Source organism: Gemmatimonadota bacterium (assembly GCA_022560615.1).
GTDB lineage: Bacteria > Gemmatimonadota > Gemmatimonadetes > Longimicrobiales > Gaopeijiaceae > UBA1138.
Map to the genome: position 1 here is coordinate 37,611 of JADFSR010000015.1, position 16,846 is coordinate 54,456.

General features: G+C 64.6%; 8 protein-coding genes. 7 read left to right on the top strand and 1 reads right to left on the bottom strand.

Annotated features, from left to right (window positions below; translation table 11 throughout):
* Window positions 1-400: 400 nt before the first annotated feature.
* Both IIB36_10300 and IIB36_10305 read left to right on the top strand, forming a co-directional pair.
* Window positions 401-2,644 (top strand): S9 family peptidase, encoded by a 2,244-nt coding sequence (locus IIB36_10300; protein ID MCH7532129.1) that lies wholly within the window; start codon window positions 401-403, stop codon window positions 2,642-2,644.
* Between the two features lie 293 nt (window positions 2,645-2,937).
* Window positions 2,938-5,073, top strand: coding sequence for a hypothetical protein (locus tag IIB36_10305; protein ID MCH7532130.1), 2,136 nt, complete (start codon window positions 2,938-2,940; stop codon window positions 5,071-5,073).
* Here the strand turns inward: IIB36_10305 and IIB36_10310 are convergent.
* Window positions 5,070-7,043, bottom strand: a complete 1,974-nt coding sequence (locus IIB36_10310; GenBank protein MCH7532131.1) for a PQQ-binding-like beta-propeller repeat protein — start codon at window positions 7,041-7,043, stop codon at window positions 5,070-5,072. The genes IIB36_10305 and IIB36_10310 overlap by 4 nt on opposite strands.
* 252 nt (window positions 7,044-7,295) lie before the next feature.
* On the opposite strand from IIB36_10310, the gene IIB36_10315 reads away from it, so the two are divergent.
* From IIB36_10315 to IIB36_10335, 5 genes are all read left to right on the top strand, one after another.
* Window positions 7,296-9,191 (top strand): pyrroloquinoline quinone-dependent dehydrogenase, encoded by a 1,896-nt coding sequence (locus IIB36_10315; protein ID MCH7532132.1) that lies wholly within the window; start codon window positions 7,296-7,298, stop codon window positions 9,189-9,191.
* 81 nt (window positions 9,192-9,272) lie between these two features.
* Complete coding sequence (locus IIB36_10320) at window positions 9,273-10,508, top strand: hypothetical protein (GenBank protein MCH7532133.1); 1,236 nt, start codon at window positions 9,273-9,275, stop codon at window positions 10,506-10,508.
* 11 nt (window positions 10,509-10,519) lie between these two features.
* Window positions 10,520-12,499 carry a pyrroloquinoline quinone-dependent dehydrogenase gene (locus tag IIB36_10325; protein ID MCH7532134.1) on the top strand — a complete coding sequence of 660 codons (1,980 nt, stop codon included), beginning with the start codon at window positions 10,520-10,522 and terminating at the stop codon, window positions 12,497-12,499.
* A 43-nt stretch (window positions 12,500-12,542) separates the two neighbouring features.
* Window positions 12,543-13,652: a hypothetical protein gene (locus IIB36_10330; GenBank protein MCH7532135.1), complete on the top strand. Its 1,110-nt coding sequence runs from the start codon at window positions 12,543-12,545 to the stop codon at window positions 13,650-13,652.
* Between the two features lie 211 nt (window positions 13,653-13,863).
* Window positions 13,864-16,845, top strand: a complete 2,982-nt coding sequence (locus IIB36_10335; protein ID MCH7532136.1) for an amidohydrolase family protein — start codon at window positions 13,864-13,866, stop codon at window positions 16,843-16,845.
* Window position 16,846 lies beyond the last annotated feature (1 nt).

Below are 16,846 nucleotides of genomic sequence, written 5' to 3' on the forward strand. Positions count from 1 at the left end.
ATCAAGAGAGCCCGGCACGAGCACTTCGGGCGTTGAACTGTCGAACGGGTCGGAGCACGGGCTCTGGGTGCTCATTGATGGGGTGCAGCACTACTGCCGTTTGACGACTTTCCGTGGTTCCGGGAGGCGACGGTCGGGCAGTTGTGCCGGATCGAGCGACCTCGCTCGGGTCACCTGCGCTGGCCCGTGTTGGATGTCGTAGCGCCCCTCTAGGGCAGCGTTCAGGCGGGTGACGGCTTCGTTCATGCGCTCAAGATGCGGTGGAGGTCGGCAGAGCGCGAGCAGATCGGTCTGCACTTTCGGCGTGCCAAATCGCGCTGCAGGCCCCATTATCTCGTCGGTTCTGGCCCGGCATTACTTCCTTCGGTCATTCCTGACAACCCCGGCAGCTGGAGGTCATATGCTCCGCTCCAAGTCCTCGGCCCTCTCCTCCCTGATTCTCGCCGCCGTCTTGGCTGCCCCGATGTCCGCGCAACAGGGTGCGCTCACGTTCATGGACGTGCAGCGCATCAACAGAGGCGGGTCGTGGGCGCCGAGCCCGGACGGCGCGTTGATGCTGTATACGATCTCGACCCCCGATTGGCAGGAGGACCAGTCGCAGAGCGATATTCATGTGGTCTCGCTCTCGGAAGGCGTTGCGTCTAGCCGCCAACTGACCTTCACCGACGACAAGAACGAGTCTCAGCCGACGTGGGCACCGGACGGCTCGTATTTCGTGTTCGCGTCCAACCGGGACTCCGACGACAGCGAAAATCAGCTGTATCTGATGCGTCATGACGGCGGCGAGGCGCGCAAGATCACCGACGAGGAGCACGGCGTGTCGGGCTTCAGCTTCAGTCCGGTCGGCTCATGGCTTGTGTACCGGAGCGGTGACCCCGGGCAAGAGCAGCTTCATCGGCTGCCCGTTTCCGACCTATTCGTTGCGGACGCCGAACAGATCACCGCTGGGCAGGCCGGTGTCGAGCAGTGGGATTGGAGCCCTGATGGGGCCACGATCTACTTCGTTCGGCCGGACTCGTTCGACGAAGACGACAAGCGCCGCCGCGAAGAAGGATTCACTGTCGACGTGAAGAACGCGGTTACCCCGCTGTCGAGCCTGTGGTCGGTCGAGGTCGCGAGCATACGCGAAAGCCGGCTGACCCACGACTCAGGCTTCAGCGTAGACGCGTTCGTAGTCTCCGATGATGGTCGGTGGCTCTCCTTCACGGGCGGCTCGATCGAGCGGTACGATCGCAACATTACCGGCGCGCGCCTCTACGCGGACCAGTACCTCATGGATGTGGCCACGGGGGCGGTCGAGCGACTGACCGAGAACTACGAGGTCGGGGAGCGCGCGACCCAATTCTCGCCGGACGGGCGCTGGATCGCGTTCTCAGGGCCCGACGACCTGGAACGGTACTCGATGACCGAGAACCGAATCTATATCCGGGAGGTCGAGTCACGGGGTGGTGCGTTCCGCAAGCTCGGCTCGGCGTTCGACCAGAGTCTGTCGATCGGATTCTGGTCGGAGGATTCACGGACGATCTACTTCAATGCCGGGGTGAAGGTCACGAGCCAGCTGCATGCGCTCGACATCGAGCGGGATGAAGTCACACAGGTAACAGAGGAGCGGGCTTCGCTTTCGGTGACCCGCGACGACGATACCGGCGTGATCCTGATCAACTACTCCGATCCGCGTACTCCCCCGACCGTGTTCACCGTCTCCGACGTGCATGATGTGGACCGTCGATCCCGGTGGATACAACTGGTCGACCTGAATCCTCAGCTCGCCGACGTGGCGCTCGGCGAGGAGGTCGAGATCAACTGGACCTCGACCGACGGCAAGACGGTCGGCGGGGTTCTCGTCTACCCGGTCGGGTACCAGGAGGGCACACGGTATCCGCTGATCGTAGCGATCCACGGCGGCCCGGCCTCGGCGGACGTTCTTCGTTTCAGGGGTGGGTACTCCAGCGCCCAGGTCTATGCCGGAGCGGGCTACGCCACGCTGAAGCCGAACTACCGGGGATCCAGGAACTACGGAAACGCACATCGGACAGACATCGTAGGGGACTACTTCACGCTCGGTTACGACGACATCATGACGGGCGTGGATTACCTCATCGCGGAGGGCATCGTCGATGAGGACCAGATGGGCGTCCTGGGGTGGAGCGCGGGCGGGCATTGGTCGAACTGGATCCTTACCCACACCGACCGCTTCAAGGCGATCAGCTCGGGGGCAGGCACCATGAACTGGATCAGCATGTACGCCCAGAGCGACGTCCAGCGGAACCGCCAGTTCTACGTGGGAGACGGCTTCCTCTACGAGGACTTCGACACCTACTTCGACCAGTCACCACTCAAGTACATCACCAACGCCAAGACGCCGACCATGATTCACGTCGTCGAAGGTGATCCGCGAGTGCCGAGCCCGCAGTCGGTCGAGCTTCACATGGCTCTCAAGAAGCTCGACGTGCCTACCGAGCTGTTCATGTATCCCGGCCGCAGCCACGGCATCCCCGATGCGCGCAACCGGTTGGTGAAGGCGGTGAGCGAGATGGCATGGATGGATCACTACGTGCGCGGGATCGGCGACAAGTTCGAGTGGAAGCAGGTCCTCGAGACCCTCGAAGCCAAGGATCGCCCGCGGCCGATATCGGACCGCTGAGCGCGGACGATTGCTCATCTTGTGTCGCCCTCGGTGTCGGTCTCGATTGATCGGACATTGTAGAAATCGCCTCCCGGGAGAGACGCACGCCCCGGAGGGGGTGGGCAACGACGCAGTTCTTGGCACAGTTTCGGTCCGGAGGCCCCGTGCTCTAAGTTGCCGACCTAGCAGCTGCGTAAGCAGGTACCCTGCTGTAGCGGACGACTCCGGGCCCGTCTGACTAACGGAGCCAACGACTGCGGCAAAACGTGGCTTTCGGTCGCTTGCGCACGGGTCGTGCACGCGAGCGATAGATGCCTAGCCTACTCCGACGCGGAGACATCACCATGATCCGGCATCGTCGCCTCTTCCTTCTACTCAGCGTTGCGGTCGCTCCGGCCTGCTCGACGTCCGCGGAGACCTCGAGGGACTCTTGCGATGAGCCGGCCAACGAGATCGTTGCAGAGAACTGCCAGCCCGGAGATCCTCCCACCGAGTGGGACATCAACGGCTACGGGGACCCGAGCATCCAGGGCTTCGGCGACGACATCAGCGTGGCGCAGGGCGAAACGATCAACTTCAAGATCCGGACGGACTCGGACGACTATCGCATCGATATCTACCGAATGGGCTACTACGGCGGGGCGGGAGCTCGACGCGTCGACACGATCGAACCCTCGGCCGCGCTACCGCAGGACCAGCCCGACTGTCTGACCGGAGAGGTGCCCGTATTGGATCAGGCAGGGGCGTTGGTGCCTGCGGACGCGCCCCTCTTCGACTGTGGCAACTGGGCCGTCTCGGCCTCGTGGCAGGCGCCGCTCGACGCCACGTCGGGCATCTACTTCGCTCGATTGGTCCGCCAGGATCCTGTCGAAGGCGACTACTGGCGGAACGACCAGTTCCGTCCGTCGCAGTTGCCGCCCGGTGCGGAGGACGACCCGCTGTGGGAGGAGTACGCGGCGGTGATGGCGAATCCGCTACGTGAGCCCAGGGCGAGTCACATCTATTTCGTTGTTCGCGATGACGATGGAGACTCGGAGATGCTGTTCCAGACCTCGGACGTGACTTGGCAGGCGTACAACCGGTACGGGGGCCACAGCCTGTATGGACGGCTCAACCCCGAGAGGCTGCGCCTCCACGGCGGCCCGCCACGTGCCCACAAGGTGAGCTACAATCGCCCGTTCGAGACACGTCACTATCGAGCGGTCAACATGCCGCTCAACTCCGAGTACCCAATGGTCCGGTGGCTCGAGCGTAACGGCTACGACGTCAGCTACACGTCGGGCATAGACACCGACCGGCGAGGCGATGAGATCCTCGAGCACAAGATCTTCATGTCGGTGGGTCACGACGAGTACTGGTCGGGTGAGCAGCGCCGCAACGTTGAGGCCGCCCGACAAGCGGGCGTGCACGTGGCCTTCTTCAGCAGCAACGAGGTGTACTGGAAGGTCCGCTGGGAAGAGAGCATCGACGGCAGCGGGCAGCCCTACCGCACGCTGGTCACCTACAAGGAGGTGTCCCGCAAGATGGACCCCGCCGCCGACGTCTGGACGGGACAGTTCCGGGACCACAGGCCGTACAACCCGGAAGGGGCGTGGCCGGAAAACGCTCTGACGGGCACCATCTTCACGGTCAACGCCTGGCGTAACGACCCGCTCATCGTGGACGCCGAGTTCGCCAGCCTGCGTATCTGGCGCAACACGGAGATCGCGGAACTGCAGCCCGGCGAGCGCTATGTGTCCATCAAGGGCATCCTCGGCCACGAGTGGGACTCGGACATCGACAATGGCGCTCGCCCACCCGGTCTGTTCCGGATCTCGGCAACGACGGTCGACAACGTACTCTTCTGCCTGCACCCGGGGAGAGGGTGCGAATCGGGCACGGCGACGCACAACGCGGTGCTGTACCGCCACTCGAGCGGAGCGTTGGTCTTCGGTTCCGGGACGCTTCAGTGGGCCTGGGGGCTGGATGCGCATCATGACTCCGAGACCGGCGTTCCGCCCGAGCGAGCCAACGGATCGAACACTCGGGTCGGTGTCGACCCAAACGGGCCTGACAAGAATGTTCAGCAGGCCACGCTCAACCTGTTCGCCGACATGGGCGTTCAGCCGGCGACGATGCAGCCGGATCTGGTCGCGGCCACCGCCTCGACGGATGACACACCTCCCACCTCGTCCATCGACATGACTTCCGTCGCCGGCTCTGTGGGGAGTGTCATGACGATTCGTGGGTCGGCGTCGGACAGAGGTGGCGGGGTCGTCGCCGCGGTGGAACTGTCCGTCGACGGTGGAACGAACTGGCACCCTGCGATCGGTCGAACGAGCTGGAGCTACGAGTGGACGCCAGACCGGGCGGGCACGGTCTCGATCCTCAGCCGAGCGGTTGACGACAGCGGCAACCTGGGGGACCCGGGTGAAGCTGTGACGGTCAGGGTCGCTGGGGGCGATTAGAAACTCGACGTCTCCAGCGCCAAGGCCACGATGCCTTCTCCGGTTCGGCCGCGACCCACGGCGACCGCCAGGTACTGCCGGCCCTCATACATGTATGTCATTGGGTTGGCGTGTACGCCCGCCGGTAGCTCGAAGTCCCACAGCACGTCGCCGTTCGACTTGTCGTAGGCGTACAGACGCGGAGGCTCCGATCTCTGCCCGTCGACAGTGGTGAACAACAGCGTCTTCGTGAGAAGCGGGAAGCTCTCCCCGCTGCCAAGCCCCCTCCCCAGATCGCCCAGATCGAGGTCGGCAAGAGCCGGGTGATCTCGCGGCCCGCGGCCGTTCGCGACCTGCCACACGTGCTCGCCAGTGCTCATGTCGATGGCCGTGACTCGACCCCACGGCGGCTTGAAGATCGGTAGGCCATCCACCGTCGGGGTCCGAGCGCCTCCCCAGAGATAGTCGAAGTCCTCCGACGCCCCGGTGTCCGTCTTCCTCAGCGCGACGACTGTGTAGTCGGTATACGAAGGGATGTAGAGGTACTGGGTCTCCGGGTCGAACGCGGCCCCGTTCCAGTTCCCGCCGCCCGCCCACCCCGGGTTGACGATCGTGCCCTCGACGGAAGGCGGTGTGTACACAGGACCAGTACGATATCGCTGGAAGATTTCGAGCGCCCGTGCCCTAAGGTCCGGCGTGAAGTCGATCAAGTTCTCTTCGAAGGCTCCATTCGGTTCGAAAGGAGCCGGTTTCGTGGGGATCGGCTGCGTGGGATGGGTCCGCTCACCGGCTACGTCGGACTGCGGGACCGGCTGCTCATCGATGGGCCACACGGGCTCGCCTGTCACTCGATCGAAGACGAACAGAAACCCCTGCTTCGTGACCTGTGCGACGGCCCTGATCTCCCTGCCGTCCACGGTGATGTCGATCAGGTTCGGCGCCGCGACCGGGTCGTAATCCCAGATAGAGTGATGGACGAGCTGGTAGTGCCACACCGGCTCTCCAGTCTCGACATTGACCGCCACCAAGCTCGACGCGTAGAGGTTCGTGCCGAAGCGGTGGCCCCCGTACCAGTTGTGGGAGGGCGACCCCACGGGCAGATACACATAGCCGAGCTCGTCGTCGGCGCTCATCGGCGTCCAGACGTTGGTCGCTCCGGCGGCGCGCCAGGAGTCGTCCTCCCAGGTGTCGTTCCCGAACTCGCCCGGCTGAGGGATCGTGTGGAAGATCCAGAGCAGCTCGCCGGTCCGTACGTCATAGCCCCGGACGTGTCCGGGTGGGACGTCGCGGGTCTGGGGCGTGTCCCGAATCGCGGAGCCAACGACCACCACGTCACGGCTGATCGTCACGGGTGAGTTGACCCCGTAGCCCAGTATGAAGGTCTGGCGATCTTCGACGTCGACACCGAGTCCCTGGGTCAGGTCCACCCTTCCGGCATTCCCGAAAGCGGGATCCGGCTCCCCTGTTTCTACATCGAGCGAGATCAGGAACGCGTCGTTGGATCCGATGAGAAGTCGCTTCCTCTCCCCATCAGTCCAATAGGAGAGGCCGCGCACGATGAAGCCCAGGTTGACCGGCCGACCCGACTCCCAGGTCTTCGGATCGTAGGACCAAAGGGTCCGGCCGGTTCCTGGGTGAATCGCGGCGATCTGGCCCAGCGAGGTGATGGTGTAGAGCGTTCCGTCCACCAGGAGCGGCGTCGCCTCATACCAGAGGGCCCCGCCCATCCGGCGCGCTTCCTCATCGCGCTCTTTGAGCTCTTCGTCGATGGACTCCCAGTACCAGGCCACCTGAAGCTCTGCGACGTTGCTACGATTGATCTGACTGAGGGGAGCGTAGTGTGACGCGGCTGCGTCGCCCTGGTGCACGCGCCACTCGCTGTACTGAGCGCCGGGGGCCATGCCCGGTTCGGGCTGCGCGGGCGGAGCGCAAGAGGCGAGCGATAAGACGCAGACCAGGGAGAGCAGACTTCCCACACGAGTGCTCGACATTGCCAGGCTCCATCGCAACATGATGCCAGGGCGGCCGTTCGACCGGCACAAGATGGGCGGACATCGTAGGGGGCACCATGTGCCCGCTTACGATCCCTCGCCTCGCCGCCCTCCTGCGTCGTAGGTTGCTCGTGACTGCTCTACTCACGTTGCCGGCGAGGAGAGATCATGCGGCCGTCCCTGGCTGTACGACCAACTGAGACCTCGAAGAGTTCATCGAAGCTTGGCGTTGCTCCCGGCTGGCTTCGGGTGATGCTCGCATTGGGCCTCTTCTGTTGGAGCCCGGCGGGGAGCCCGGCGGCTGCGCAGTCAGGCGCGGCGGACGGTCAGTGGCGGAGCTACGGAGGGGATCCAGGACACACCAAGTACTCTGCCCTCGATCAGATCAACGAGGACAACGTCGGGAGCCTGGAGGTCGCCTGGACCTGGACGTCGGTGGACGAGGGGCTCAGAGCCCGTAATGAGGTGATGCGTGTACGTGGAGCTTTCCAGACCTACGCCTACGAGGTCACGCCTCTTTATGTGAACGGTGTGCTGTACACCACCACCTCTCTCGGTCAAATCGCCGCGATCGATCCCGGAACGGGCGAGACGCTGTGGAGCTACGATCCGGCTCTGTACCTGGAAGGCCGCCCGGCCGTGCATGGGTTCATGACCCGCGGGCTCGCCTATTGGACGGACGGCGCGGAGGAGCGGCTCATCTATGCGGCGGGGCGAGTGTACCTCGTCTCGATCGATGCGAAGACCGGGGAGCCCGATCTCACGTTCGGTCGGGGCGGACGAGTCGACCTCAAGGAAGGTCTCGGAAGAACGATCGACGCGCGCCGCTACACGGTGAGCTCACCTCCGTTGGTGGTCGGCGACGTCGTAGTGGTCGGCTCCGCAATGACCGAGGGCACCGGGTACCAGGAGGCGCCGCCCGGGCACGTGCGGGGGTACGACGTGAGGACAGGCAAAATGAAGTGGATCTTCCACACCATTCCCCAGATGGGCGAGCTTGGATACGAGACCTGGGAAGACGATTCGTGGAGGCTCTCCGGAGGTGCCAACGTCTGGACCCTGATGAGCGCCGACGAGGAGCTCGGCTACGTCTACCTCCCGGTCGGATCGCCGGTCACGGACTTCTACGGCGGACATCGACTCGGCGACAATCTGTTCGCCAACTCCCTGGTATGCCTCGACGCCGAAACCGGTGAACGCGTGTGGCACTTCCAATTCGTCCACCACACGGTGTGGGACTACGATCCTCCGGCGGCACCCAACCTCATCGACATCACCGTCGACGGTCGCCGGATCGAAGCCGTCGCTCAGATCACCAAACAGGGCTTCACGTTCGTTTTCGATCGGGCGACGGGCGAGCCGGTCTGGCCGATCGAGGAGCGACCCGTTCCACAGAGCACTCTGGTAGGCGAGCGGACATCGCCTACGCAGCCATATCCCACCAAGCCCCCACTCTTCCTCACGAACGGAGCGACCGAGGACGACGTCATCGACTTCACTCCCGAGTTGAGAGCGGAGGGGCTAGCCATCTTTCGTGAGCACAATGCCGGACCCCTCTATACGCCCCTGACGCCGGGGACCAACATCGTGCGACCCGGCTGGAGTGGCGGCGCCAACTGGTGGGGTGCGGCGTTCGACCCCGACACTGGGCGACTCTATGTGCCTAGCTGGGCTCACTTCTCGCTCGTCCGGATGGAGCCCGGGGATCCCGAGCGCTCCGACATGATGATTCGGCCTCAGGTACGGGACCTGGTCGGCCCGCGGGGCCTTCCACTCTTCAAGCCCCCATACTCGCAGCTCACGGCCTTCGACATGAACGCGGGCGAGAAGCTCTGGAGCGTCCCCGTCGGGGACGGACCTCGGGACCATGAAGCCCTGCGGCACCTGCAGCTACCACGGCTCGGTAGCTTTCAGAAGCTCGGGGGACCGCTTCTGACGAAGACCCTTCTGTTCATCGGACAAGGGATGAATACGAACCGGATCGGGGCATACGACAAGGAGACCGGCGAGGAGCTGTGGAGAATGGACGTGGGGGGCCAGTTCCACGCCGCCCCAATCACATACTTGCTCGACGGTAAGCAATACATCGTGCTTGCCGTCGGCGGGAGCGGCGAGCCGGAGCGGCTCGTTGCGCTGGCGTTGCGTTGAGCCGGAGGTCATCCACCAGCCGGACCTCGGGCCCTCGAGTCAGACCGTGTCACAGCGCTTGAGCGAAGAGGGGGACACGACATGAAGTTCAACATCACGCCGGCAGCGACGGCGCTGATGATGGCTATCGTTTTTGGACCAGTCGGCTGTCGCCCAGTGGGTGCCCAAGAGCTCGAGAGGGAGTTCATCGACCCGGCCGGCGGGTTCACCCAGGTCGTGACCGTGTCGGATCATGGTGTCAAGACGATCTACGTGTCAGGACAGGTCGGCCGTGGTGACGATCTCCGAGCGCATGTCGAGACGGCGTTTCAGTCGGTTGTGCGACGTCTCGAGAGCGCCGGCGCCTCGGCCTCAGACGTCGTGAAGATCCGGATCTTCGTGAAGGACTTCGACCCAGAGGAGTATTCGATCATCCGCGAGGCACGACTCCGGACGTTCAATGAGGACTCGTGGCCGGCCAGCACGATGGTAGGCGTCCAGTCATTGTTCCTCGAGCAGTTCCGTGTCGAGATCGAGGCCGTCGCGGTCATCGCGGATCCTGAAGTCCCGGGAGCGACCGTCACGATCGAACGCGTCGGACCCTCGCGTGGCTTCAGCCAGTCCGTGGTGGTCACGGCCAACGGGATCAAGACGATCTACGTCTCGGGTCAGGTCGGCCAAGGCGATGGACTGGCCGAGCAGTCGACGTCGGTCTTGGCGGCTGTGGCCCGGCGACTGGAGGCATCAGGTGCCACTCTCGACGATCTCGTCAAGATCGTCACGTACATCGCCGAGTATGCGCCGGAGGACCGCCGCACGTTCAGTGAGGCGAGAACGCAGGCACTGGGTAGCGAAAATCTACCAGCGAGTACGTTGCTCGGGGTGCAGTCACTCGTTACCGATCAATATGAGATCGAGATCGACGCCGTGGCGGTCGTGAGCGATGGCGGGGGTGGCGAGGCCGACACGGAGTTCATCGGTCCCACATCAGGCTTCACACAGGTCGTCACCACGCAGGGGAGCGGTGCGAAGACGATCTATGTATCAGGTCAAGTCGGGCGCGCAGGTGAGAGCCTCGAGACCCAAGCGGATCAGGCCTACGCCAACCTGAAGCGGCGGCTCGAAGCGGCTGGTGCGACCACAGCGGATCTGGTGCAGCTCAACATCTACATGGCCGATTATCATCCCCAAGATGCGGCGGTGCTCGCGGTCGCCCGCCGGAATAATGGATTTTCCGACGAGAATCTCCCGGCCACGACGCTGATCGGCGTCGAATCGCTCTACTCGGACACCGCGCTCATCGAGATCGAGGGCGTGGCGGTCGTGCAGGGCCGTTAGGAGGAGCAGTCGTGAATCGGTTCACGTTGTGCACACTCTTCATGGCCTTGGGCCTCTTCACGGGGTCAGGCCTCGCACAGCAGGGCGCGACGGGCGCAGAGTGGCGGAGCTACGGGGGAGACATCGGGAGCACCAAGTACTCGCCACTCGACCAGATCAACCGGGACAACCTCGGAGACCTTCGGATCGCTTGGCAGTGGGAGTCGGTCGACGGGCGATTCGATCTGGACCGACTCAGGGAGGACTATCCGAACCTCCAGGTCCCCAACGACATCGCGGCTGTCCGCATCTCGAATCTCAAGGCGACGCCTTTGATGGTGGGCGGCGTCCTCTACATCTCCACCCCCTTGTCCCAAATCGCGGCAATCGAAGCTGCCACCGGTGAGACGCTCTGGGTTCACGATCCGCGGAGCTATGTGTCGGGCATTCCAATCATGCTGCTCGGCTTCAGCAACCGTGGGCTAGCCTACTGGACCGACGGAGAGCGGGAGCGGCTGATTCTGGGGACCGGAGACGCTTACTTGATCGCCGTCGACGCCAGGAGCGGGGATGCAGTTCCCGGCTTCGGCGATGACGGTCGGGTCGACCTGATGGACGGCATACCGAGGGCCCGCAGGGCTCCACCCCCCATGAATTACTCGATCACGTCGGCCCCGGTCGTGTGCGGGGACGTGGTCATCGTAGGATCGGCCATCTCCGACCAACCCCGGTTCCGGGAGGCTCCACCCGGGCACGTCCGCGGCTTCGACGCCCGCACCGGCGAGCTGCTCTGGACGTTCCACACCATCCCCCAACCTGGAGAGTTCGGTCACGAAACGTGGGAGGACGGCTCGTGGAGGTACACGGGGAACACCAACGTTTGGACGCTCATGAGCGCCGATGAGGAGCTCGGCTACGTCTACCTCCCGGTCGGCAACGCGACGAACGATCACTATGGCGGGCACCGGCCAGGCAACCTTCTCTTCGCGAACAGCCTCGTCGCCCTGGAATGTTCGACCGGAAGGCGCGTCTGGCACTACCAGCTCGTACATCACGATCTGTGGGACTATGATCCGCCGGCCGCTCCCAACTTGATCGACATCACGGTGGACGGGAGAGCGATCAAGGCTGTCGCGCAGGTGACCAAACATGCCTTCACGTTCGTCTTCGATCGCGAGACCGGCGAGCCCGTCTGGCCAATCGAGGAACGACCGGTTCCCGCCTCCGATGTGCCGGGTGAGTGGACGTCCCCAACACAACCCTTCCCGACGAAGCCCCCTCCATTCGATCGGCAGGACGCCACCATCGACAATCTCATCGACTTCACGCCCGAGCTGCGAGCCGAGGCGATCGAGATCCTGGGGCAGTATCGAAGCGGCCCCCTCTTCACGCCGCCTTCGCTCATCGACGCCGGGCCGGACGGGACCCGAGGCACGATCGCGCTTCCAGGCTACACGGGCGGCGCGAACTGGAGCGGCGCGGCCGTAGATCCGGAAACGGGCATTCTGTATGTGTCCTCGGCGACGCAGCCGATCATCCCCCGCCTGGTGGAGCTCGGGCCGGAGCGCTCCACCCTTCGGTACTCGCGTGGCCCGATGCGCGCGCCGCCGGGCCCGGACGGTCTGCCACTCTTCAAGGGGCCGTACGGGAGGATCACCGCGATCGACCTCAACGAAGGAGAGATCGTCTGGCAGGAATCCAACGGGCCCGGGCCGGCCAGCATCCGGGATCATCCACGGCTGGAGGGTCTGGAGTTGCCAGCGCTCGGTGGTGGCCGGGACTTCTTGTTGGTTACCGAGACACTCCTGTTCTCAGGCCAGCAACGGCCGAACGCGGAGGGGTCTTACGTACTGACTGCGCGTGACAAGGCGACCGGCGAGGTCCTCGGGGAGGTCCCGTTGCCCGGGAGAGCGATCGGCGCCCCCATGAGCTACATGGTCGAAGGCACGCAGTACATCGCCCTCACCGTCCAGGGTAATCCACCCCGACTCGTTGCATTGGCCGTGCGTTGAGTGCTCTACGCGGCCGTCGACCACCGAGACCATGAGAAATCGAATGAAACTCTTCAGCGCTGCAGCCTTGCTTTTCATTACCGTCGCTTGCGACTCTCAGACGCCTCAGCCGGCACCGGAGCCGACATCGGGCACACTGCCCGAGTGGGAAGTGGACCCGACGTGGCCACCGACGCTGCCCAACGACTGGATCCTCGGCGACATCAGAGGGCTCTTCGTTGATGAAAACGACCACCTCTGGGTAGTTCACATGCCGTCGAGCCTGACCCGTCAGGAGATCGGAGCCGCACAGGATCCACCGATTGCGGATTGTTGTTTTCCCGCGCCCCCCGTTCTCGAACTGGATCCCGAGGGCAACGTCTTGCAAGCCTGGGGTGGGCCGGGCGAGGGGTATCACTGGTTCGACCAGGAGCACGGGATCTATATCGATCACAACGGGTTCGTCTGGCTCGGCACGAGTAATGGATTCCACGTGATGAAGTTCACGAAGGACGGCAACCACGTTCTCACCATCGGTGAGCCTGGCGTGAACAAGGGCAGCGACGATCCGACTCATCTGGGCGGCCCGGCGAATTTCTTCGTGGAGCCCAGTACGAACGAACTCTTCATCGCGGATGGATACCGCAACCGGCGCGTGGTGGTGTTCGATGCGGCGACCGGCGAATACCGGCGTCATTGGGGTGCGTACGGCAAGCCACCGGACGACACCTACCGATATGAGTATCCAGTCAGGCCAGACGACCCGCCACAGCAATACTCGACCGTCCATGGCATCGTCGGCTCGAAGGACGGCCTGGTCTATGTGTCCGACCGCCGCGGAAACCGCATTCAAGTCTTCCGCCAGAACGGCGCATATCTGATGGAGCGGTTCGTCCTTCCAGAGACCCGCGGATCGGGGACTGGCTTCAGCCTTGGGCTGTCGCGGGATCCCGAACAGAGCCTCCTCTATCTGATCGATGGCACGAACGAACGTGTCTGGATGCTGCGGCGCTCCGACCTGGAGATCCTTGGCAGGTTTGGCAGGCCCGGGCGCCAGGCGGGCGAGTTCATCCGAGCGCACATGGTGGTGCTGGACTCCCGGGGCTACCTCTACACCGGAGAGGCGGGGAACGGTAGACGGATGCAACGGTTCAAGCTGAAGGCTGCCAAGTAGATCGGCGGGCTTGATGGGCGGCTAGAGTCCCCAAAGCGGCGGCCGCGGTAGCTGTCTTTGTAGGGGCACCGCCCGCGGTCCATTTGACCAGACGCCGGCGGGAGCGTAGCCATCAAGACACTTTCCGTCTTTTCCGTTCCCCGCGGGTTCCTGCCCGCGGGAGATGCGCAGTGGTTCACCTTACATTCCTACCATTCCTACGGGGGACGTCGTGAGAGCAATCCTCTCCTTCCTGGGGCTCACCCTCCTGCTGACCGGCGGAGTCTCAGCCCAACAGGCGACCCGGACCGAGCCCGTGACGGGCATCCGGGACAACGGCATCGGCTTCCACGCGCTAGTGGGCGCACGGGTCGTGACGGCTCCGGGGCAGGTTCTGGACGGCGCCACGATAGTCATCCGAAACGGACTCATCCAGCAGGTCGGTCGCAACATGGAGCCCCCGCCCGGCGCGCGCGTCTGGGACCTGGCGGGCCACACGATCTATCCGGGCTTCATCGATGCCCATGCGGACCTAGGGATGGACGCAGTCCCCGAAGGCGGCGACGTGGGGCCAACCCATTGGAACCCACAGGTTCGGGCCTGGTTCAGCACCACGATGAACTCCCAGGACGACCCCGACCGCCGGGCGGCGCTCCGCTCCCAGGGGTTTGGGACGGCGCTGGTCGTGCCCAAGCAAGGCATCTTCCGAGGCACCGCTTCGGTCGTGAACCTGGGCGACGCCGGGGTCCGGGACCGGGTGCTCCGCCCCGACCTGGTCCAGGCCGTGGGCTTCCAGCGCTCCTTCGAGTTGGGTGGAGCCTACCCCAACTCTGCCATGGGGACCATTGCGCTCATCAAGCAGACCTTCATGGACGCCGACTGGTACATGAGGGCGTGGGGCGCCTACGAAGCCAGTGGCCGCGCATTCCTACCGCCCGAGACCAGCGAGGCGTTGGCGGCACTCGAGGACGCGGTGCAGGGCAATCAGCCGATCGTCTTCGAGACCGGCAGCGAGGAGGAGTACCTACGGGCGTACAAGCTTGCCGCGGAGTACGGCGTGGACGCCTGGTTCCGGGGGAGCGGTGAGGAATACCGCATCATCGATGTGCTCCGGGGACGCACCGATCCGCTCATCATACCTCTGAGCTTCCCTGACGCGCCCGATGTCGATGATCCGGAGTCGGCGCTGAACGCCAGTTTGGCCGACCTGCGCGATTGGTATCTGGCGCCTACGAGCCCTGCCCAGTTGGCCGCTGCCGGCATCCGCTTCGCCATCACCTCCGACGGGCTTTCGTCGCTGAACGAGTTCCTACCCAACCTGCGGATCGCGGTGGCACGGGGGCTCTCCACGGACGACGCCCTGGCGGCGCTCACCACCACGCCGGCGGCATGGCTGGGACTCGAGAACACCCACGGCACCATCGAGGAGGGCAAGATCGCCAACCTCGTCGTGAGCGAAGGCGACCTCTTCACCGAAGAGGCCACCGTCCGCGACGTCTGGGTGCACGGGCAGGTTTACGAGGTCACTCGCCCGCCCGAGATCGACCCCCGAGGCACCTGGCAGATCACGTCCGACGACGAGTGGGGCTTCGAGGCGACGCTCCGTCTCGAGGGCCCACTGAACCGCCTGCGCGGGTCCATCGATATCGCGGGCCCCGACGGCGCCACCATCGACCTGGCCTCGGCAGAGGTCGTAGCCGAGACCGGCCGTATCGTGGTGCGCTTCGACGGGGAGGACCTGGGATACGAGGGCGTCGCCCTCCTGGCGGGTTCGGTACGGGGTGAGGAGTTCTACGGCTGGACGTCCCTCCCCAACGGGGCAAACCCGTCCTTCCGCGGGTTCCGCACAGAGGCGTACGAGGGACCCGTACGGGGCACGGTGGCCATGAACGTCCCCGAGATCGACCTGCCGTTCATCCGACCCATGATGGAGTACGGGCGGAGCGCCATCCCCGAGCAGCCCGCTGCCGTGGTGGTGCGCAACGCCACCGTGTGGACCCAGGGTCCTCAGGGGCGGATGGAGAATGCCGATCTCCTGGTCCAGGCCGGTAAGGTGGTGGCGGTGGGTCCTGATCTCGACGCGCCCAGAGGCGCGATGGAGATCGACGCCACCGGCAAGCACGTGACGCCTGGGCTCATCGACCCCCACATCCATTCCGGGGTGAGTTCGGTCAACGAGAGCGGTTTCGCCATCGTTCCCGAGGTTCAGATGGGCGACGTGCTGACCCACAACAACATCTGGATGTACCGCCAGCTCGCCGGCGGGCTCACGACCGCTCACATCAAGCACGGCTCCGCGAACCCCATTGGAGGAGAAAACGTCTTCGTGAAGATGCGTTGGGGCTCTCTGCCCGAGGACCTCAAGCTGGAGGACGCGCCCCGCACGGTGAAGTTCGCGTTGGGGGAGAACCCCAAGCGGCGTCAGGGGCGTTACCCGGACACGCGAATGGGGACGCAGGAGATCATCCGCGACCACTTCCTGGCCGCGCGTGACTATGAGCGGGAGTGGCAGCGCTGGGAGGCCAGCGGGGAGGGGATTCCCCCGCGCCGCGACCTGCGCATGGAGGCGATCCTCGACATCCTGAGCCAGGAGCTGCTCATCTCGTCGCACGGCTACCGGGCCGACGAGTTCCTGGCCCTGGTCCGCCTGGCCGAGGAGTTCGGCTTCCGGGTGCAGACCCTGCAGCACGGGGTCGAGGCCTACAAGATCGCCCCCGAGCTGGCAGCCTCTGGCGTGGCCGCAGTCGTGTGGAGTGACTGGGGCGGGTTCAAGCTCGAGGCGTACGACGCTACGGTGTACAACGCCCGCATCCTGATCGAGGCGGGCGTGGTGACGGCGCTCCACTCCGACAACAGCGAGATCGCCAGCCGCATGAACTGGGAGGCGGGCAAGCTGCTCCGCACCGGCCTTACACAGGAGCAAGCGCTCTCGACGGTGACCAACCAGGCCGCGAAGGCCGTGGCCATCGACGCCCGTGTGGGCTCGCTCGAGGCGGGCAAGGACGCCGACTTCGTCATCTGGAGCGGCAACCCCCTATCTCAGTTCACCCGGGCCGAGCAGACCTGGGTGGACGGCCGACGTTACTTCTCCATCGAGGAGGATGCGGCCATGCGGGAGCAGATCGATTGGGAGCGCACGCAGCTCATACAGGCCATCCTCTCCGTCGCGGAGAACGGGGACGAGGACATGGGCGAGGGGCGCGGGAGCAACTGAC